Source organism: Mycobacteriales bacterium (assembly GCA_035690485.1).
Lineage (GTDB): Bacteria > Actinomycetota > Actinomycetes > JAFAQI01 > DASSKL01 > DASSKL01.
The window spans coordinates 23,806-43,554 of sequence record DASSKL010000094.1; the positions used below are offsets into that span (position 1 = coordinate 23,806).

General features: G+C 72.3%; 19 protein-coding genes. 10 read left to right on the forward strand and 9 right to left on the reverse strand.

Features of this window, described 5'->3' with window-relative positions:
- Window position 1: 1 nt before the first annotated feature.
- The gene (gene serB / locus VFJ21_14300; GenBank protein ID HET7408290.1) at window positions 2–1,186 is read left to right on the forward strand and encodes a phosphoserine phosphatase SerB; all 1,185 of its coding nucleotides are present in this window, start codon (window positions 2–4) and stop codon (window positions 1,184–1,186) included.
- Here the strand turns inward: serB and VFJ21_14305 are convergent.
- From VFJ21_14305 to VFJ21_14340, 8 genes are read right to left on the reverse strand one after another with little or no spacing between them, the layout of a single operon-like run.
- Complete coding sequence (locus VFJ21_14305; protein HET7408291.1) at window positions 1,183–1,509, reverse strand: metal-sulfur cluster assembly factor; 327 nt, start codon at window positions 1,507–1,509, stop codon at window positions 1,183–1,185. The two genes, serB and VFJ21_14305, sit on opposite strands and share 4 nt — an antisense overlap.
- Window positions 1,506–1,955, reverse strand: coding sequence for an SUF system NifU family Fe-S cluster assembly protein (locus VFJ21_14310; protein HET7408292.1), 450 nt, complete (start codon window positions 1,953–1,955; stop codon window positions 1,506–1,508). The genes VFJ21_14305 and VFJ21_14310 overlap by 4 nt, the downstream gene beginning before the upstream one ends.
- A complete protein-coding gene (locus tag VFJ21_14315) occupies window positions 1,952–3,205 on the reverse strand; it encodes a cysteine desulfurase (GenBank protein ID HET7408293.1) in 1,254 nt (417 codons plus the stop codon). Before VFJ21_14315 ends, VFJ21_14310 begins: the two co-directional genes overlap by 4 nt.
- The gene (gene sufC / locus VFJ21_14320) at window positions 3,202–4,023 is read right to left on the reverse strand and encodes a Fe-S cluster assembly ATPase SufC (protein ID HET7408294.1); all 822 of its coding nucleotides are present in this window, start codon (window positions 4,021–4,023) and stop codon (window positions 3,202–3,204) included. Before sufC ends, VFJ21_14315 begins: the two co-directional genes overlap by 4 nt.
- Window positions 4,024–4,042: 19 nt before the next feature.
- Window positions 4,043–4,363 (reverse strand): non-heme iron oxygenase ferredoxin subunit, encoded by a 321-nt coding sequence (locus VFJ21_14325; GenBank protein HET7408295.1) that lies wholly within the window; start codon window positions 4,361–4,363, stop codon window positions 4,043–4,045.
- Window positions 4,363–5,517, reverse strand: a complete 1,155-nt coding sequence (sufD, locus tag VFJ21_14330) for a Fe-S cluster assembly protein SufD (protein HET7408296.1) — start codon at window positions 5,515–5,517, stop codon at window positions 4,363–4,365. Before sufD ends, VFJ21_14325 begins: the two co-directional genes overlap by 1 nt.
- Window positions 5,517–6,926, reverse strand: coding sequence for a Fe-S cluster assembly protein SufB (sufB, locus tag VFJ21_14335; GenBank protein ID HET7408297.1), 1,410 nt, complete (start codon window positions 6,924–6,926; stop codon window positions 5,517–5,519). The genes sufD and sufB overlap by 1 nt, the downstream gene beginning before the upstream one ends.
- The gene (locus tag VFJ21_14340) at window positions 6,923–7,624 is read right to left on the reverse strand and encodes a transcriptional regulator (protein ID HET7408298.1); all 702 of its coding nucleotides are present in this window, start codon (window positions 7,622–7,624) and stop codon (window positions 6,923–6,925) included. Before VFJ21_14340 ends, sufB begins: the two co-directional genes overlap by 4 nt.
- 70 nt (window positions 7,625–7,694) lie before the next feature.
- Between VFJ21_14340 and VFJ21_14345 the strand changes: the two genes are divergently transcribed.
- The 3 genes from VFJ21_14345 (at window position 7,695) to VFJ21_14355 (ending at window position 10,455) form a co-directional block, all read left to right on the forward strand.
- Complete coding sequence (locus VFJ21_14345; GenBank protein HET7408299.1) at window positions 7,695–8,624, forward strand: ABC transporter ATP-binding protein; 930 nt, start codon at window positions 7,695–7,697, stop codon at window positions 8,622–8,624.
- 25 nt (window positions 8,625–8,649) lie between these two features.
- The gene (locus VFJ21_14350) at window positions 8,650–9,414 is read left to right on the forward strand and encodes an ABC transporter permease (GenBank protein HET7408300.1); all 765 of its coding nucleotides are present in this window, start codon (window positions 8,650–8,652) and stop codon (window positions 9,412–9,414) included.
- 81 nt (window positions 9,415–9,495) lie between these two features.
- On the forward strand, window positions 9,496–10,455 hold the full coding sequence (locus tag VFJ21_14355) for a COX15/CtaA family protein (protein HET7408301.1): 960 nt from the start codon (window positions 9,496–9,498) through the stop codon (window positions 10,453–10,455).
- Between the two features lie 244 nt (window positions 10,456–10,699).
- Here the strand turns inward: VFJ21_14355 and VFJ21_14360 are convergent, their stop codons facing one another.
- Entirely contained in the window at window positions 10,700–11,626 is a 927-nt protein-coding gene (locus VFJ21_14360) for a heme o synthase (GenBank protein HET7408302.1), read from the reverse strand.
- Between the two features lie 57 nt (window positions 11,627–11,683).
- Here VFJ21_14360 and tkt point away from each other — a divergent pair, with 57 nt between their 5' ends.
- The 6 genes from tkt to pgl are packed head-to-tail and all read left to right on the forward strand — an operon-like array spanning window position 11,684 to window position 19,742.
- The gene (tkt, locus tag VFJ21_14365) at window positions 11,684–13,765 is read left to right on the forward strand and encodes a transketolase (protein HET7408303.1); all 2,082 of its coding nucleotides are present in this window, start codon (window positions 11,684–11,686) and stop codon (window positions 13,763–13,765) included.
- Window positions 13,766–13,786: 21 nt separating this feature from the next.
- Window positions 13,787–14,893, forward strand: coding sequence for a transaldolase (gene tal / locus VFJ21_14370; protein HET7408304.1), 1,107 nt, complete (start codon window positions 13,787–13,789; stop codon window positions 14,891–14,893).
- Window positions 14,890–16,470, forward strand: coding sequence for a glucose-6-phosphate isomerase (locus tag VFJ21_14375; protein ID HET7408305.1), 1,581 nt, complete (start codon window positions 14,890–14,892; stop codon window positions 16,468–16,470). Before tal ends, VFJ21_14375 begins: the two co-directional genes overlap by 4 nt.
- Window positions 16,467–17,993 carry a glucose-6-phosphate dehydrogenase gene (gene zwf, locus VFJ21_14380; protein ID HET7408306.1) on the forward strand — a complete coding sequence of 509 codons (1,527 nt, stop codon included), beginning with the start codon at window positions 16,467–16,469 and terminating at the stop codon, window positions 17,991–17,993. The genes VFJ21_14375 and zwf overlap by 4 nt, the downstream gene beginning before the upstream one ends.
- Window positions 17,994–18,006: 13 nt before the next feature.
- The gene (locus VFJ21_14385) at window positions 18,007–18,966 is read left to right on the forward strand and encodes a glucose-6-phosphate dehydrogenase assembly protein OpcA (GenBank protein ID HET7408307.1); all 960 of its coding nucleotides are present in this window, start codon (window positions 18,007–18,009) and stop codon (window positions 18,964–18,966) included.
- Window positions 18,963–19,742 (forward strand): 6-phosphogluconolactonase, encoded by a 780-nt coding sequence (gene pgl, locus VFJ21_14390; GenBank protein ID HET7408308.1) that lies wholly within the window; start codon window positions 18,963–18,965, stop codon window positions 19,740–19,742. The genes VFJ21_14385 and pgl overlap by 4 nt, the downstream gene beginning before the upstream one ends.
- Window positions 19,743–19,749: the final 7 nt, after the last annotated feature.

Genomic DNA, 19,749 nt, shown 5'->3' on the forward strand with positions numbered 1-19,749 from the left:
CATGCCCGACGACGTCGACGCCCTCTACCTGACCGTCACCGGCGCCGACCACCCCGGCGTCACGAGCGGGCTGTTCACGGTCCTGCACGAGCTGGGCGCCACCGTGCTCGAGGTCGAGCAGGTCGTCGTGCGCGACCGGCTGCTCCTCGGCGTGCTCGTCGCCGCCGACCGCACCACCGACGCGCTGCAGCACGCGCTGGGACCCTGCGCGACGACCCTCGACGTGCAGATCGACGTACGCCGGATCGCCGCGGCACCCGACCCCGCCCGGGTCGAACGCCACCACGTGACCGTGCTGGCCGAGCAGCTGTCCGCCGGCTCGATCGCGGCCGTCGCCGGCACCCTGGCGCAGCACGGCGCCAACATCGAACGGATCGAGCGGATCGCGAGCTACCCGGTCACGAGCTACGAGCTGATGGTGGCCGGCGGGGATCCGCAGACCCTGCGCGCGGCCCTGTCCCTGGTCGCAGCCGCCGAGCAGGTCGACGTCGCCGTGCAGCCCGCGGGCCTGCACCGGCGGGCGAAACGGTTGGTGGTGCTCGACGTCGACTCGACCCTCGTGCAGGGCGAGGTGATCGAGATGCTCGCGGAGCGGGCGGGCTACGGCGCGCAGGTTGCCGAGGTGACCGCGGCCGCGATGCGCGGGGAGATCGACTTCGCGGAGTCGCTGCGGCGCCGGGTGTCGCTACTCGCCGGCCTCGATGCCTCGGTGCTCGACGACGTGCGCGACTCCCTGCGCCTGACCCCGGGCGCCCGCACACTGGTGCGCACGCTGAAGCGGCTGGGCTGCGTCGTCGGCGTCGTCAGCGGCGGGTTCACGCAGGTCATCGACGGGCTCGTGCAGACGATGGCTCTCGACTTCGCCGCGGCGAACACGCTCGAGATCGCCGACGGGGCGCTGACCGGTCGGGTGGTCGGCCCGGTGGTCGACCGGGCGAGCAAGGCGCGGGCGCTGGAGGAGTTCGCCGCGGCGGCCGGCGTACCGCTGGCCCAGACCGTCGCCGTCGGTGACGGCGCGAACGACCTCGACATGCTGGCGGCGGCGGGGCTCGGGATCGCGTTCAACGCCAAGCCGGTCGTGCGCGAGGCAGCAGACACCGCGGTCAACGTGCCCTACCTCGACGCGATCCTGTTCCTGCTCGGCATCACCCGCGAGGAGGTCGAGGCCGCCGATGCCGCCGACTAGACGTTGAAGCCCAGAGCGCGGAGCTGCTCGCGGCCGTCGTCGGTGATCTTGTCCGGCCCCCACGGCGGCATCCAGACCCAGTTGATGACGACCTCGCTGGCCAGGTGGCCGAGCGCGCCGTTGGTCTGGTCCTCGATGACGTCGGTCAGCGGGCAGGCCGCCGACGTCAGCGTCATGTCGAGGGTCACCGCGTTGCCGTCGGCGATGTCGACGCCGTAGACCAGGCCGAGGTCGACGACGTTGATGCCGAGCTCGGGGTCGACGACGTCGCGCATCGCCTCGGTGACGTCCTCGACGGTCAACGTTTCTGCCATCTCGGTCATGCCGAACGCTCCTCGTTCAGGGCCTGTGCGGTCGCGTCCTTCCAGGCCATCCAGGCCAGCAGGGCGCACTTGACGCGGGCGGGGTACTTCGAGACACCGGTGAACGCGACCGCGTCCTCGAGCACGTCCTCGTCGGGCTCGCCGGCTCCCTTGGACTGCATCAGCGAGACGAACTCGTCCATGACGGCCATCGCCTCGTCGACGGTCTTGCCGAGGACGAGATCGGTCATCACCGAGGTGGAGGCCTGGCTGATCGAGCAGCCTTCGCCGTCGTAGGACACGTCGTCGACGCGGTCGCCGGACAGCCGCACCCGCAGGGTCACCTCGTCGCCGCAGGTCGGGTTGACGTGGTGCACCTCGGCGTCGTACGGCTCCCGCAGCCCCTTGTGGTGCGGGTTGCGGTAGTGATCCAGGATGATCTCCTGGTACATCGAGTCGACGCTCATGCCACCCCTCGCGCGAAGAACTTCTTCACCTGGTGCAACCCGGCGACCAGGGCGTCGATTTCCTGCGTCGTCGTGTAGAGGTGCACGGAGGCGCGAGTCGTCGCGGGCACGCCGTAGCGCACGCAGGTGGGCCGCGCGCAGTGGTGGCCGACGCGGACGGCGATGCCGTGCTCGTCGAGCACCTGTCCGACATCGTGCGGGTGCAGGTCACCCAGCACGAACGACACGATGCCGCCGCGGTCGACGGGCTCGGTCGGCCCGATGACGCGCAGGCCGTCGACCGCCTGCAACGCGTCGAGCATGTACGCCGTGAGCGCGTGCTCGTGCGCGGCGATCGCGTCCATGCCGATGTCGTCGAGGTATCGGATCGCCGCCCCCAGCCCGACGGCCTGGGCGATCGGCGGGGTGCCGGCCTCGAACTTGTGCGGCGGCTCCGCGTAGGTCGAGCCGGTCATCGCGACTTCCTCGATCATCTCCCCGCCGCCGAGGAACGGCGGCAGCTCCTCGAGCAAGGACAGCCTGGCCCAGAGCACCCCGACCCCGGTCGGGCCGAGCATCTTGTGGCCGGTGCAGCCGAGGAAGTCGACCCCGAGCGCCTGCACGTCGACGGCCAGGTGGGGTGCCGACTGCGCCGCGTCGAGGAACACCAGGGCACCCACCTGGCGGGCCCGGCGCACGATGACGTCGACCGGGTTGATCGTGCCGAGGATGTTGCTCATGTGCACGAACGACACGATCTTGGTGCGCTCGGTGAGCAGCGTGTCGAGATCGGTGAGGTCGAGCCGGCCGTCGTCGGTCAGCGGGAACCACTTCAGCGTCGCGCCGGTGCGCTGGCAGAGGAGCTGCCAGGGGACGATGTTGGAGTGGTGCTCCATCTCGGTGACCAGCACCTCGTCGCCGGGGCCGACGCGACCGGCGTCGCCGAGCACGCGCGCGACGAGGTTGATGCCCTCGGTGATGTTCTTGGTGAAGACGATCTCGCGCTCGTCGGCCGCGTGCAGGAAACCCGCGACGCTGCGGCGCGCGTCCTCATAGGCCTCGGTCGCCTCCGCGCCGAGCGTGTGGATCGCCCGCGCGACGTTGGCGTTGTGCTGCTCGTAGAACTCCCGCACGGTGTCGATGACGACCTGCGGCTTCTGCGAGGTGTTGGAGCTGTCGAGGTAGACCAGCGGGCGACCGTTCGGTAGCACCCTCGACAGGATCGGGAAGTCCTTGCGAATGCGCTCGACGTCGTAGGCCGTAGCGCTCATCGACCCGGTCCCCCGGCGCCGGGCAGGACGCCGGCCTCCACGCCGGGCTGCTCGGCGCCGTTGATCGCCGCCGGACCGGCGCCCTTGACCCAATGGTCATAGCCCTCGGCCTCGAGCCGGTTGGCAAGCTCCGGGCCGCCCTCCTCGACGAACCGGCCGCTGACGAACACGTGCACGTAGTCGGGCCGGATGTAGCGCAGGATGCGGGTGTAGTGGGTGATCAGCAGGGTGCCGGTCTGCCCGGCCTCGCGCACCCGGTTGACGCCCTCGGAGACGACCTTCAGTGCGTCGATGTCGAGACCGGAGTCGGTCTCGTCGAGGATGGCGATCTTCGGCTTGAGCAGCTCGAGCTGCAGCACCTCGTGGCGCTTCTTCTCACCACCGGAGAAGCCCTCGTTGACGTTGCGGTTCTTGAAGGCCTTGTCCATCTGCAGCTGCGCCATCGCCTCGTCGACCTCCTTGACGAAGGTCCGCAGCTTCGGCGCCTCGCCCCGGATCGCCGTGACCGACGTGCGCAAGAAGTTGGAGACCGTGACGCCGGGCACCTCGACGGGGTACTGCATCGCGAGGAACAGGCCGGCCCGCGCTCGCTCGTCGACGGTCATGGCGAGGACGTCCTCGCCGTCGAGCAGGATCTCGCCGCTGGTCACGGTGTACTTGGGGTGACCGGCGATGGAGTAGGCGAGCGTCGACTTGCCGGAGCCGTTGGGCCCCATGATCGCGTGCGTCTCCCCCTGCTTCACGGTCAGGTCGACGCCACGGAGGATCTCCTTGTCGTCGACGGAGACGTGCAGGTCGCGGATCTCGAGCGTGGCCATGGGTGTCAGGACTCCAGCTTCACAGCGGTTCGTGGACGGCGACGAGGACGTCGTCGCCGTCCACCTTGACGGGGTAGACGGGCACGGGCCGGGTGGCGGGCAGACCCGTGGGCTTGCCGGTGCGCAGGTCGAATCGGGAGCCGTGCAGCCAGCACTCGACCGTGCAGTCGTCGACGTCGCCCTCGGAGAGCGGCACGTCCTGGTGGGAGCAGACGTCGTAGATGGCGAAGAACTCACCGCAGCTCTTGGCGATGCAGACCGGCACGCCGTCGATGTCGACGTGCAGCGCGGCCTCGTCACCCAGGTCGCCGAGGCCGCAGGCACGGGCGTAGCCGCTCATCAGCCCAGCACCCGGCCCAGCTCCTCGTCGACGGCGGCGTCGAGCCGCTCGCGGAACGCCGGGACGTCGATCTGCGCGATGATCTCGGCGAAGAAGCCGCGGACGACCAGGCGACGCGCCTCGTCGGCGGGGATGCCGCGGGCCTGCAGGTAGAACAGCTGCTCGTCGTCGAAGCGACCGGTGGCGCTGGCGTGCCCGGCCTGGACGACCTCGCCGGTCTCGATCTCCAGGTTGGGGACGGAGTCGGCGCGGCCGCCGTCGGTCAGCAGCAGGTTGCGGTTGAGCTCGTAGGAGTCGGTGCCGTCGGCCTCGGCCCGGATGAGCACGTCGCCGATCCAGACGGTGTGCGCCTCGTCGCCCTGCAGCGCGCCCTTGTAGGTGACCCGGGAGCGGCAGTGCGCCACCGCGTGGTCGACGAACAGCCGGTGCTCCAGGTGCTGCTGCGCGTCGGCGAAGTAGAGGCCGAGCAGCTCCGCGTCGCCGCCGGGTCCGGCGTACTTCACGGTCTGCGTCAGCCGCACCAGGTCGCCGCCGAGGGTGACCGTGACCTGCCGCAACCGGGCGTCGCGGCCGAGGCAGACGACCTGGGCACCGGCGTGCACCGCGTCGCTCTCCCAGTCCTGCAGGGAGATCAGCGTCAGCGTCGCGCCGTCGGCGACGTCGATCTCGAGGTTGCCGGCGTAGATCGCACTGCCCTGGTGGTCGAGCACGACGGTGGCGCCGGCGCTGCGCCCGACGTCGATGCGCAGGTGCCCGAAGGCGGTGCCGCCCTCGCCGCGCAGGGTGACGACGGTGGGCTCGGGGTCTGCCGAGCCCGCCGGCACGGTGATGACGGTCGCGGTCTCGAAGGCCGCGTATGCCACTGCGGCGACCCGGTCGGCGGGGACCAGCACCGTGCCCAGCCGCGGGTCGTCGCGGCCGACGGTGTCGACCTGGGTGCCGGGGGCGGCGGCCACCTCGACGACGACCTTGCCGTCGGCGTGCAGCGTCGCGGGATCGGTCGCGTGCAGGCCGCGCAGCCGGTCGAGCGGCGTGAAGCGCCACTCCTCCTCGCGACCCGTGGGGACCGGGAAGTCGGCCGGGTCGTGCGAACGGATGCGTTCCTGGCGGGCGTCGACCGGCTGCGCCGCAGTGATCTGTGCCGATGGGGCCATCAGCCGACGGCACCTTCCATCTGCAGCTCGATGAGGCGGTTGAGCTCCAGCGCATACTCCATCGGCAACTCGCGGGCGATCGGCTCGACGAAGCCGCGCACGATCATCGCCATCGCTTCGTCCTCGCCGAGGCCGCGGCTCATCAGGTAGAAGAGCTGGGTCTCGGAGACCTTGCTGACCGTGGCCTCGTGGCCCATCGCCACGTCGTCCTCGCGGACGTCGACGTAGGGGTAGGTGTCGGAGCGGCTGACGGTGTCGACGAGCAGCGCGTCGCACTTCACCGTGCTCCTCGAGTGGTGGGCGCCCTCCTGGATCTGCACGAGACCGCGGTAGGAGGTGCGCCCGCCGCCGCGGGCGACCGACTTGCTGATGATCGTCGACGACGTGTGCGGTGCGGCGTGCACCATCTTGGCGCCGGCGTCCTGGTGCTGGCCCTCCCCGGCGAAGGCGACCGACAGGGTCTCGCCGCGGGCGTGCTCGCCGAGCAGCCAGACGGCGGGGTACTTCATCGTGACCTTGGAGCCGATGTTGCCGTCGATCCACTCCATCGTCGCGCCCTCGTGCGCGGCGGCCCGCTTGGTGACGAGGTTGTAGACGTTGTTGGACCAGTTCTGGATCGTCGTGTAGCGGACGCGGGCGTCCTTCTTCACCACGATCTCGACCACCGCGGAGTGCAGCGAGTCGGACGAGTAGATCGGCGCCGTACAGCCCTCGACGTAGTGCACGTAGGAGCCCTCGTCGGCGATGATCAGCGTCCGCTCGAACTGCCCCATGTTCTCGGTGTTGATGCGGAAGTAGGCCTGCAGCGGGATGTCGACGTGCACGCCCGGTGGCACGTAGATGAACGAGCCGCCCGACCACACCGAGGTGTTGAGCGCGGCGAACTTGTTGTCACCGACCGGGATGACCGTCGCGAAGTACTCGCGGAAGAGGTCCTCGTGCTCGCGCAGCGCGGTGTCGGTGTCGAGGAAGATGACACCCCTCTCCTCGAGATCCTCGCGAATCTTGTGGTAGACGACCTCCGACTCGTACTGCGCCGCGACGCCGGCGATCAGGCGCTGCTTCTCCGCCTCCGGGATGCCGAGCCGGTCGTAGGTGTTCTTGATGTCGGCGGGCAGCTCGTCCCAGCTGGTCGCCTGCTTCTCGGTCGACCGGACGAAGTACTTGATGTTGTCGAAGTCGATCGACGACAGGTCGGAGCCCCAGCTGGGTAGCGGCTTCTTCTCGAACAACCGCAGGCCCTTCAGCCGCAGCTTGAGCATCCACTCGGGCTCGCCCTTCTTGCCCGAGATGCCGCGCACGACGTCCTCGTTGAGGCCGCGTCGCGCGGAGGCGCCGGCGACGTCGGCGTCGGCCCAGCCGAACTTGTAGCGACCGAGTTCGCTGAGTTGCTGGTCAGTGGTCGTCATGCGGAGGTCCTCCCTGCCGTCGGACGTGCGGGGGTCAACGGGACGTGCGTGGTGCAAATGCCGTCGCCGTGAGCGATCGTTGCCAAACGCTGAACGTGTACGCCGAGAAGCCGGCCGAACGCCGCGGTCTCGGCCTCGCACAACTGCGGAAACTCCTCGGCGACGTGCTGCACCGGGCAGTGGTGCTGGCAGATCTGGACGCCGGTGCCGGCGTCGTCGGTGCGCGCGGCGTAGCCGTCAGCGGCCAGCGCCTCGGCGAGCGCAGCCGGCCGGTCCTCGGCGGCCACGCCGGCGAGCCGATCGCCGTAACGCACCTCGAGCTCGGCGACGCGGGCCTGGGCGAACCGGGAGACGGCCTCCTCGCCACCGGAGTCGGCGAGGAACCGGAGAGCGGCCGAGGCGATGTCGTCGTAGGCGTTCGGCATCGCCGCGTGCCCCGCGTCGGACAGCGCGAACACGCGAGCGGGCCGGCCGCGGCGACGGCCCTTGCGCTCGGCCGGGCGCGCCTCGCGCCCGACGATCGTGCCTGCGGCGAGCATGGCGTCGAGATGCCGGCGCACCGCGGCGACGGTCAGACCCAGCGCGTCGCTCAGCGCGGCGGCGGTCTGCGGGCCGCGCTCGAAGATGAGCCGGGCCACCCGGTCGCGGGTGCGCTGATCGGCGGCGGTGTCCGCAACCGGCGTCTCCACGAATTTCACAACGCTATTGTCGCGTAATTGGTCCGGCGGACGCAAACCGGCCCCCCGGCGCCGTCCTAGACTCGGCGCCGTGGCCGTAGCCGAGGGAGCCGCCGTCGAGATCAACGGCCTCATCAAACGCTACGGCGACACGGTGGCGGCCGACGGGCTCACCTTCACCGCCGCGCACGGCGCGGTGACCGCGCTGCTCGGGCCCAACGGCGCCGGCAAGACGACCACGATCGAGACGTGCGAGGGCTTCCGCCGCGCCGACGGGGGCACGGTGCGCGTCCTCGGCCTCGACCCGCACCGCGACGCGCGCGCGCTCAAACCGCGCGTCGGCGTGATGCTGCAGTCCGGCGGCATCTACCCCGGAGCGCGGGCGACCGAGATGCTCGAGCTGGTCGCGTCGTTCGCCCGCGACCCCATCCCGATCGGGCTGCTCGTCGACCGACTGGGGCTGCAGAGCTGCGGCGCGACGCCGTACCGCCGGCTGTCAGGCGGGCAGCAGCAACGGCTGTCGCTGGCCCTCGCCGTGGTCGGCCGCCCGGAGCTGGTCTTTCTCGACGAGCCCACCGCCGGGCTCGACCCGCAGGCCCGGCACGCGACCTGGGAGCTGGTCGAGGAGCTGCGCGCCGACGGCGTCGCGGTCGTGCTCAGCACCCACTACATGGAGGAAGCCGAACGCCTCGCCGACCACGTCGTCATCGTCGATGCCGGCCGGGTCGTCGCATCCGGCACGCCGGGCCAGCTGACCGCCGGACCGGCCGAGCAGCAGCTGCGGTTCCGGGCACCGGCCGGCCTCGACCTCGACCCGCTGGTCGCCGCGCTGCCGCTCGGGTCGACGGCGAAGGAGTCACCGTCGGGCCACTACCTGCTCGAGGGGTCCATCGACCCGCAGTTCCTCGCCACGGTGACCGCATGGTGCGCCGGCCATGGAGTCATGCCCGACGACCTGAAGATCGGTTCCCGTTCGCTGGAGGACGTCTTCCTCGAGCTCACCGGCAAGGCGCTGCGGTGAGCGGCCTCGGAAGCGGGCTCGGCCGATGACTGCAGGGACATTCGCACCCCGGCCCGGAGCAGCGCCGCTCCCCCGCATCGTGGCCGCGCAGACCGCGATGGAGCTGCGGCTGCTGCTGCGCAACGGCGAGCAGCTGCTGCTCACGGTCATCATTCCGACGCTGCTGCTGGCGCTGTTCGCGGCCGTGCCCGTGGTGGAGATGCCGAAGCCGCGGGTCGACTACCTCGTCCCCGGCGTGCTCGCGCTCGCAGTGCTGTCGACGGCGTTCACCGGTCAGGCGATCGCGACCGGCTTCGAGCGGCGCTACGGGGTGCTCAAGCGGCTCGGCGCGACCCCACTGCCGCGGTGGGGCCTGCTCGCCGCGAAGACCCTCGCGGTGCTCGCGGTCGAGGCGCTGCAGGTGGCCTTGCTCATCGGCGTCGGCTTCGCGCTCGGCTGGTCGCCGCACGGGTCCGGCGCGCCGGTCGCGGGTCTGCTGGTCCTGGGTACCGCGGCGTTCAGCGGGCTCGGGCTGCTGATGGCCGGCACCCTGCGGGCCGAGGCGACGCTGGCCGCCGCAAACCTCGTCTACATCGTGCTGCTGGCGCTCGGCGGCGTGGTGTTCCCGGTCGACCGGTTCCCGGCCGGCCTGCGCCACGCGGTCGAGTGGCTGCCGGTCACCGCGCTGTCCGACGGCCTGCGCGCCGTGCTGCGGCACGGGGCGTCCGTGCCGGCGCACGACTGGTGGACGCTCGCCGGGTGGGCGGTCGCCGCCCTGGTGGCGGCCGCACTGACCTTCCGCTGGGAGTAGCGGGGCGACCCGATCTGCTGCCCCGCGAAGAACTCGGGGGGCGGCAGCGAGCCCGGCCTCCCGACGTACGATCAACGCATCGTGAGCACCGTCAGCGACACGCTTCGCCGCGTGGCGACCCACCGCGTGTCCCCGCGTGTCTTCCGCTGGCTGACGGCCGCGTCCGTGGTCGCGCTGGGGATCATCGTCGTCACCGGCGGCGCCGTGCGGCTGACCGGCTCGGGCCTCGGCTGCTCGACCTGGCCGCAGTGCGACCCGGGCCAGCTCGCGCCGCCCTGGGGCTACCACGCGTGGATCGAGTTCGGCAACCGGCTCGTCACGGTCGCCGTCACGGTCGTCGTGATCTTGACCACGATCGCGGCGATGCGGCTGCAGCAGCGCCGCCGCGACCTGACGCTGCTGTCCTGGGGCATGGTCGCCGGCGTGGCCGCCCAGGCCGTGGTCGGCGGGCTCAGCGTCATCTACGACCTGGTGCCCGGCTGGGTCATGGCGCACTTCCTGCTGTCGATGGTCGTGTTGTGGGACGCCCTCGTGCTGCACCACCGGGCCGCCCCCGGCTGGCGGCCGCTGCCGCTCCCCGTCGTACGCCGTGAAGTCGTCTGGCTGGGCCGCGGCCTCGCCGGCACCGCGGGCGTCGTGCTCGCGCTCGGCACCGTCGTCACCGGCACCGGGCCGCACGCGGGCGACGAGCACACGGTGCGGCTGCCGTTCGACCTGCGCGACGTGACGCAGCTGCACGCCGACTTCGCGCTCCTGCTCACCGGGCTTGCCATCGCCACCCTCGTCGCCATGCGCATCGCCGAGGTGCCCGCGCACGTGGCCAAGGTCGGCCGCTGGCTGGTCGCCGCGCTGCTGCTGCAGGTCGCGATCGGCTACTCGCAGTACTTCTCCGGCCTGCCGGTCGGGTTGGTCGAGCTGCACATCGCCGGGGCCACCGTGCTGTGGGTCGTGACGGTGTGGCTGAACCTCGCGTTCACCGCGCCGGTCCGCGAGCTGGCGATCCCCGAGCCGGCAGCCGAGCGGCTACGCGTCGAGGTCTGAGCTCGTCCCCGCCTGCGCGGGCACGCGGCGGCTTGTGTCCACCGCTGCGGCGGCTTGTGCCCCCCGCTGCGGCGGCTTGTGCCCCCCACTACTGCCGCGGTGTGGGGCCTTTTGGAGATCGTTTGACCCCCACACGGCGGCAGTAGACATAACGCACGCGGGACGCGCGGCGGTCGGTCAGCGCGTGCGGGCGGTCAGAGCCGGGGGTGGGTCAGCGCGCGCGGGCGGTCAGAGCCGGGGGCGATCAGCCGATGAACTGGCCGACGGCCACGGCGGCGAACAGCAGCGCCAGATACGTGATCGAGTAGTGGAAGAGCTTCATCGGCTTCGGGTCCTCGCCGCGCCGGGCCCGCCCGGACATGCGGTGCGCCTCGGCCAGGAACCACCCGCCCAGCGCCACCGCGCACACCGCGTAGAACCAGCCCGCGTCGAAGGCGACCAGCGCCAACGAGGCGGCCACCATCCCGTAGGAGTAGCGCACGATCCGGCGGGCCACCTCGACCGGTGAGGCGACCACCGGCAGCATCGGCACGCCGGCTGCGGCGTAGTCGTCGCGGAACCGCATCGCGAGAGCCCAGAAGTGCGGCGGCGTCCAGAGGAACACCACCGCGAACAGCACCGCGGCGCCCCAGCCGACCGTGCCGGTGACGGCCGACCAACCGATGAGCACCGGGAAGCAGCCGGCCGCGCCGCCGATGACGATGTTGGACGGCGTACGCCGCTTCAGCCCGAGCGTGTAGACGAGGACGTAGAACAGGATCGCGGCGTCGGCCATCAGCGCCGACGGCCAGTTGACCGCGAACCCCAGCAGCGCGGTCGCGGCCACGCCCAGCACGATGCCGAACCGCAGCGCCGCGGCCGGGCTCACCAGCGAGGTGGCGACCAACGGCCGGCGGGACGTGCGGTGCATGACCGCGTCGATGTCGCGGTCGACATAGCAGTTGAGCGTGTTGGCACTGCCGGCGGCCAGCGTGCCGCCGACCAGCGTGGCGACGAGGATGCTCCAGGCCGGCCAGCCGCGCTCGGCGAGCACCATGGCCGGGACGGTCGTGACGAGGAGCAGCTCGATGATCCGCGGTTTGGTGAGCCCGACGTATGCACGCACCAGCGCACCGACGGACGGGCGGGTGGGTACAACGGTCGGATGCTCAGCAAGCGGGACGAGCGTCACAGGAGGCAATGCTAGCCGCGGCAATTGTCACGAGGTCCGTGGGTAGGCTCGGCCAGTGTGAGCCCTAGCACTGCTGCCCTGGAGTGGAGCGACCTCGACCGGCGCGCGGTGGACGTGGTCCGGGCGCTCGCCATGGACGCGGTCGAGGAAGCCGGCAACGGCCACCCCGGAACCGCGATGAGCCTTGCCCCGGCGGCGTACCTGCTCTTCCAGCGGCTGCTGCGCCACGACCCCACCGACCCGGAGTGGATCGGGCGCGACCGGTTCGTGCTGTCGTGCGGCCACTCGAGCCTGACCCTCTACATCCAGCTCTTCCTCTCGGGCTACGGGCTGACGCTCGACGACCTGAAGCTCTACCGGCAGTGGGGCAGCCGCACCCCCGGCCACCCCGAGCACGGCCACACGGTCGGTGTGGAGACGACGACCGGGCCGCTCGGGCAGGGTGTCGGCAACGCGGTCGGCATGGCGATGGCGGCCCGGCGGGAGCGCGGTCTGTTCGACCCCGACACGGCCGCGGGCGAGTCGGTGTTCGACCACACGATCTGGGCGTTCGCCTCCGACGGGGACATCCAGGAGGGCGTGCAGGCCGAGGCCGCCAGCCTCGCCGGGCACCAGCAGCTCGGCAACCTCGTGCTGCTCTACGACGACAACCACATCTCGATCGAGGGCAACACCCGGGTCGCGCTGTCGGAGGACGTGCTCGGGCGCTACGCGGCCTACGGCTGGCACACCCAGCGGGTCGACGACGTCAACGACGTCGGGGCGTTGCACGCGGCGCTGGTGGCGGCCCGCGACACGACCGACCGGCCCAGCATCATCGCGGTCCACTCGATCATCGGCTGGCCGGCGCCCGACGCGCAGAACACCGGGGAGGCGCACGGCTCGGCGCTCGGTGCCAAGGAGGTGGCCGCCACCAAGAAGGTCATGGGCATGGACCCGGACGCGAGGTTCGTGGTGCCCGACGAGGTGCTCGCGCACGCTCGTCAGGTGGTCGACCGCGGCCGTGCCCGCCACGCGGAGTGGGCGCAGCGTTTCCAGGCCTGGCGCAAGGAGCAGCCGGACCGTTCGGCCGAGCTCGACCGGATGACCGCGCGGCGCCTGCCCGCGGGCTGGGACGCGAAGCTGCCGACGTTCGAGGCCGGCAAGCAGGTCGCCACCCGCAAGGCATCCGGTGCCGTCATCAACGCGATCGCTCCCGCACTGCCCGAGCTGTGGGGCGGCTCCGCGGACCTGGCCGGCTCCAACGACACCACGATCGACGGTGCCGACAGCTTCCTGCCGGAGGCGCACGGCGGGTCGCCCTACGGGCGGGTGCTGCACTTCGGCATCCGCGAGCACGCGATGGGGGCCGCCCTGAACGGCATCGCGCTGCACGGGCCGACCAGGGTCTACGGCGGCACGTTCCTCGTGTTCAGCGACTACATGCGCCCGTCGGTACGGCTGGCCGCACTGATGGGCCTGCCGGTCGTGTACGTCTGGACCCACGACTCGATCGGGCTCGGCGAGGACGGCCCGACGCACCAGCCGATCGAGCACCTGGCGGCGCTGCGAGCCATCCCCGGGCTCGACGTCGTACGCCCCGCCGACGCCACCGAGACCGTCGTCGCCTGGCGCACGATCCTCGAGAACCCCGACCGGCCGGCCGGGTTGTGCCTCACCCGTCAGGGCGTGCCGGTGCTCGACCGCTCGACGCTGGCATCCGCCGACCACGTCGCCCGTGGTGCCTACGTGCTCGCGGAGGCGTCTTCGGGCACGCCCCACGTGATCGTCGTCGGCACCGGCAGCGAGGTGCACCTCGCGCTCGCCGCGCGCGAGCAGCTGGAGTCCGACGGCGTACCGACCCGGGTCGTGTCGATGCCGTGCCGCGAGTGGTTCGACGCGCAGGACGCCGCCTACCGCCAGCAGGTGCTTCCTCCCGAGATCCGGGCACGGGTCTCGGTGGAGGCCGCCGTCGGGCAGGGCTGGCGCGACATCGTCGGCGACGACGGCGAGATCCTCTGCCTCGACCACTTCGGCGCGAGCGCGCCCTACCAGGTGGTCTACGAGCAGTTCGGGTTGACCGCGGAGCGGGTCGTCGCCGCCGCCCACGCGACCCTGTCCAAGGTCGGCGCCACGCGGGGTACGACGACCGGCAACTAGCACTCGTTTAAGGAGAGCCTCATGACCGACCCTCTCGCCCAACTCAGCGCGGCAGGTGTCGCTGTGTGGCTCGACGACATCAGCCGTGACCGCCTGCGCACCGGCAACCTCGGCGAGCTGATCCGCGACCGTCACGTCGTGGGCGTGACGACCAACCCGAGCATCTTCCAGAAGGCGATCAGCGGCAGCGAGGTCTACGACCCGCAGGTCCGTGACCTGGCACGCCGCGGCGTCGACGTCGGCGAGGCGCTGCGGGCGTTGACGACGTACGACGTGCGCTGGGCCTGCGACGTGCTGCGACCCGCCTACGACGCCAGCGACGGCGTCGACGGCCGGGTGTCGATCGAGGTCGACCCGCGGCTGTCCGACGACACCGACAAGACCGTCGCCGAGGCCCGCGCGCTCTGGTGGCTGGTCGACCGGCCGAACCTGTTCATCAAGATCCCGGCCACCGTGCCGAGCCTGCCGGCGATCAGCCAGTGCCTCGCCGAGGGCATCAGCATCAACGTCACGCTGGTCTTCTCGCTGCAGCGCTACGACGGCGTCATCGACGCATTCTTCGAGGGGCTCGAGCGGGCCCGGGCCGCCGGCCACGACCTGAGCCGGCTCGGCAGCGTCGCGTCGTTCTTCGTCTCCCGCGTCGACACGGAGGTCGACCAGCGGCTCGACAAGCTCGGCACCGACGAGGCGAAGGCGCTACGCGGCCAGGCGGCGGTCGCCAACGCCCGGCTGGCCTACCAGCTCTACGAGCAGCGGTTCGACTCCGACCGCTGGCGCGCGCTGCAGGCCGCGGGCGCGAAGCCGCAGCGACCGCTGTGGGCATCGACGTCGACGAAGGATCCGGCCTACCCCGACACGCTCTACGTCACCGAGCTCGTCGCCCCGGGCACCGTCAACACGATGCCGGAGTCGACGCTGCTCGCCACCGCCGACCACGGGAAGATCCCGACCGACAGCGTGCACGGGACATACGCCGAGTCGCAGCAGGTGCTCGACCGGCTGGCCGCCCTCGGCGTCGACTACGACGACGTGGTGCGGGTGCTCGAGGAGGAGGCGGTCGAGAAGTTCGAGGCCGCCTGGACGGAGCTGAGCCGTGCGGTGCAGGCCGAGCTGAAGGCGAAGGCATGATCGAGGTCATCACCCGCGGCGAGGCCCTGGTCGACGCACGCGACCGGGTGGTCGACGAGGCCGTGGCGGCCGGCCTGCCCAGCGCGATCGTCGCCAAAGACGCGGCGCTGTGGGGCCAGGAGGCCACCGCGGAGGCGGCGATCCGGCTCGGCTGGCTGGACGTGACCCGGGCGTCGCGACCGCTGCTCCCCCGCATCACCGCCCTGCGCGACGAGCTGCGTGCCGAGGGCGTCGACCACGTCGTGCTGGCCGGCATGGGCGGCTCGTCGCTGGCGCCCGAGGTCATCACCCGCACCTACGGCGTGGAGCTGACGATCCTCGACACGACCGATCCGGGCCAGGTGGGCGCGGCGCTCGCCGACCGCCTCGACCGCACCGTCGTCGTGGTCGCCAGCAAGTCCGGCAGCACGGTCGAGACCGACAGCCACCGCCGCATCTACGAGCAGGCGTTCCAGGCCGCGGGTATCGACCCCGCCCGGCGCATCGTGGTCGTGACCGATCCCGGCTCGCCGCTGGAGCAGACCGCGACCGCGGCGGGCTACCGCGCCGTCTTCACCGCCGACCCGCACGTCGGCGGCCGCTACAGCGCGCTGACGGCCTTCGGCCTGGTCCCCTCGGGGCTGGCGGGCGCGCCGATCGACGAGCTGCTCGACCAGGCCGCCGCGGTCGAGACGGCTCTCGGCGGGCTCCAGCACAACCCTGCACTTCTGCTCGGGGCGGCCGTCGGCGGGGCGGCCAGGGCCGGGCACGACAAGCTGGTCATCGCCGACGCCGGCTCGGGCATCAGCGGTCTCGGCGACTGGATCGAGCAGCTGGTCGCCGAGTCGACCGGCAAGCAGGGCCGCGGCGTGCTGCCGGTCGTCGTCGAGAACGTCGACGCACCGGGGTTCGCCCCGACCGACGACACCCACCCGGTGACGATCGGCGGGACCGCGCTCGACCTGGGGACCACGGTGACCGGCCCGCTCGGCGCGCAGTTCCTCGTCTGGGAGTTCGCCACGGCGGTGGCCGGCTGGGCCATCGGCATCGACCCGTTCGACCAGCCCAACGTGCAGGAGTCCAAGGACAACACCAACAAGGTGCTCGACGAGGGGTTGCCGGCCGAGACCGCCGCCTACGCCGACGGCCCGGTCGAGGTTTACGCCGACCGGGCCCTGCTGGGCGACGCGGCCGACGTGGCCGGCGCCCTCGGCCGGTTGGTCGCTGCGGTGCCGGAGCGCGGTTACCTCGCGGTGATGGCCTACCTCGACCGGCTCACCGACGAGGACGCGGCCGGGCTGCGAGCCCGGCTGGCCCGGCGTACGCGACATCCGGTGACCTTCGGCTGGGGGCCGAGGTTCCTGCACTCGACCGGCCAGTTCCACAAGGGCGGGCCGCAGGTCGGGGCGTTCCTGCAGGTCACGGCGGCGCCGGACGGAAAGGTCGACGTGCCCGGCCGGCCGTTCGACCTGGCGACGCTGCAGGCGGCGCAGGCCGCCGGCGACCGGCAGGCCCTGCTCTCTCGCGGGCGGCCGTTCCTGCGGCTGCACCTCACCGACCGCGCCGCAGGGCTGCGACGCCTGCTCGACGTCGCGTGAGCGAACCCGGCAACCCGCTACGAGACCCGCGGGATCGGCGACTCCCCCGTGTCCCCGCCCCGTGCGCCCTCGTGGTCTTCGGCGTCACCGGCGACCTGGCGCGCAAGAAGCTGATCCCCGCGGTCTACGACCTGGCCAACCGGGGCCTGCTGCCACCGGGCTTCGTCCTGCTGGGGTTCGCCCGCCGTGACTGGGGCGCCGGCGAGTTCGAGCAGCTGGCCCGCACGGCGGCGGAGGAGCACTCCCGCACCGGCTTCCGCGAGGAGGTCTGGGCGCGGCTGGCCGACGGGCTGCGCTTCGTGCCCGGGTCGTTCGACGACGACCATGCCTTCGACACGATGCACGAGGAGCTGGTGCGGCTCGAGGACAGCCACGGCATCAGCGGCAACGCGGCGTTCTACCTGTCGATCCCGCCGGCGGCCTTCCCGACCGTGCTCAAGCAGCTGTCCCGCACCCGCCTGGCCGACAACAGCGACCGGGGCGGCTGGCGGCGCGTCGTCGTCGAGAAGCCGTTCGGCCACGACCTCGCGTCGTCACGGGAGCTCAACGCGCTGGTCGACGACGTGTTCACGCCGCCGGACGTCTTCCGCATCGACCACTACCTGGGCAAGGAGACCGTCCAGAACATCCTTGCGCTGCGCTTCGCCAACACGCTGTTCGAGCCGCTGTGGAACGTCCACCACATCGACTCGGTGCAGATCACGATGGCCGAGGACGTCGGCATCGGCGGCCGCGCCGGCTTCTACGACAAGGCCGGAGCAGCGCGCGACGTGCTGCAGAACCACCTGCTGCAGCTGCTCGCGCTCACCGCGATGGAGGAGCCGGTCGCCTTCGACGCCGAGGCGATCCGCACCGAGAAGCTGAAGGTGCTCGGCGCGATCTCCGTGGCCGACGATCTCGCCACCTACGCCGTGCGCGGGCAGTACGACCAGGGCTGGCTTGCGGGCAGCCGGGTCGCGGGCTACCGCGAGGAGGAGGGCGTGCCCGCCGACTCGCGGACCGAGACCTTCGCCGCCGTACGCCTCGAGGTCGACACCCGCCGCTGGGCCGGAGTGCCGTTCTACCTGCGCACCGGCAAGCGCCTGCCCCGGCGGGTCACCGAGGTCGCGATCGTGTTCAGGCGGGCGCCGCACCTGCCCTTCGCGAGCACCGACACGGAGGAACTGGGACACAACCAGCTGGTCATCCGGGTGCAGCCCGACGAGGGCGTCACGCTGCGCTTCGGCTCCAAGGTGCCGGGGTCGGCGATGGAGGTGCGCGACGTGTCGATGGACTTCCTCTACGGAGCCGCCTTCACCGAGTCCTCCCCCGAGGCCTACGAACGGTTGCTGCTCGACGTGCTGCTCGGCGACCAGACGCTGTTCCCGCGCAACGCCGAGGTGGAGGCCTGCTGGCGGGTAGTCGACCGGCTGGAGGAGTTCTGGGCTGGCCGGCCGCCGGAGCCCTACCGGGCGGGAAGCTGGGGGCCGAGCGGGGCCGACGCGATGCTCGCCCGCGACGGGCGGGTCTGGAGGCGGCCATGAGGAGGAGCCCGCGATGGTGACCCTCTGGGACACGACCGGCGGTGACGTCGTCTCCGCACTCGCCGCCGAGCGGCGGGTCGCCGGCGCCGTGACGTCCGGGCTGGCACTCACGCTCGTGGTGTCCGTCGACGAGCCGCGGGTCGCAGAGGCCACCCAGGCCGCGGCCGCCGCGGCGGCGGCGCACCCGTGCCGGCTCCTGGTCGTCGTACGCCGGTCCCTCGACTCCGACAACCGGCTCGACGCCGAGGTGTCGATCGGCGGCCGGTTCGGCCCGGCCGAGTCGGTGGTGCTGAGGATGTGGGGCCGGCTCACCCTGCACGCCGAGTCGGTGGTGCTGCCGCTGCTCGCGCCGGACGCGCCGGTCGTCACCTGGTGGCACGGCCCGCCGCCCGAGCAGATCGCGACCGACCCGCTGGGCGTGCTCGCCGACCGGCGGATCACCGACTGCGTGCAGGCGGCCGACCCCCTGGCCGCCCTGCGCGCGCGGGCCGACGACTACGCGCCCGGAGACACCGACCTGGCCTGGGCGCGCACGACCCGCTGGCGCAGCCTGCTCGCGTCGACGTTCGACACCTCACCCGGCACGGCGACCGCGGGCCGGGTGGCGGCCGAGGCCGGCAGCCCGACCGCCGCGCTGCTCGCCGGCTGGCTGCGGGCGCGGCTCGGCGTGCCCGTCGAGCAGGAGACCAGCGACGGCCCGGGCATCACCGGCGTTGCCGTCGACGTCGACGGCGACCGCGTCACGATCGACCGGCCCGACGGGCAGGTGACGATCCTGTCGCTGCCCGGCCAGCCGGAGCGACGGCTCCCCCTCGGCCGACGCGACCTCGGCGACCTGCTCGCCGAGGAGGTACGCCGCCTCGACGCCGACGAGCCCTACGCCGACGCGCTGTCCGCCGCCACCGGCGTGAGCGGCCTGCAGGACCGGGCCCCGCGCCGCCGGCACATCTGGCGGGAGCCCGCCGCGTCATGACGCCTCCGCTGGTCGTCGTACACCACGACGCGGACCTGCTGGCAAAGGCCGTGGCCGCGCGGCTGGTGACCGCGCTGGTCGACGCTCAGGCCGCGCGCGGCACCGCGTCGGTCGTGCTCACCGGCGGCGGCATCGGCACGCGGGTGCTGCGCACCCTGCGCGACTCACCGGCCCGCGACGCCGTCGACTGGCAGCACCTCGACGTGTGGTGGGGCGACGAGCGCTTCCTACCGGCCGGCCACCCGGAGCGCAACGAGACCCAGGCGCGCGAGGCACTGCTCGACCACGTGCGCTGCCCGACCGACCGGGTGCACCCGATGCCCGCGACCGGGGGGCAGTACGGCGACGACCCGGAGGCCGCGGCCGCCACCTACGCCGCCGAGCTTCGGCGAGCGACCCGGCCGGAGGACCACGGCGAGGTGCCGGTGTTCGACGTGCTGCTGCTCGGGGTCGGCCCCGATGGGCACGTGGCGTCGCTGTTCCCCGAGGCGCCGGCGGTGCACGACGAGCGAACCGTGGTCGCCGTGCGGGGCGCCCCGAAGCCGCCGCCCACCCGATTGTCGTTGACGTTCCCTGCGATCACCGCGGCGCGCGAGGTGTGGGTGATGGCGACCGGACGGGAGAAGGCGGGGGCGGCACGGCTCGCACTGTCGGGCGCCGGCCGGGTGCAGGTGCCGGCCGCCGGCGCGGTGGGCCGCCAGCGAACCCTGTGGCTGCTCGACCGGGAGGCCGCGAGCGCACTGCCGCACGACCTCGCGCGGATCGCTTCACCCTGACGGGCGG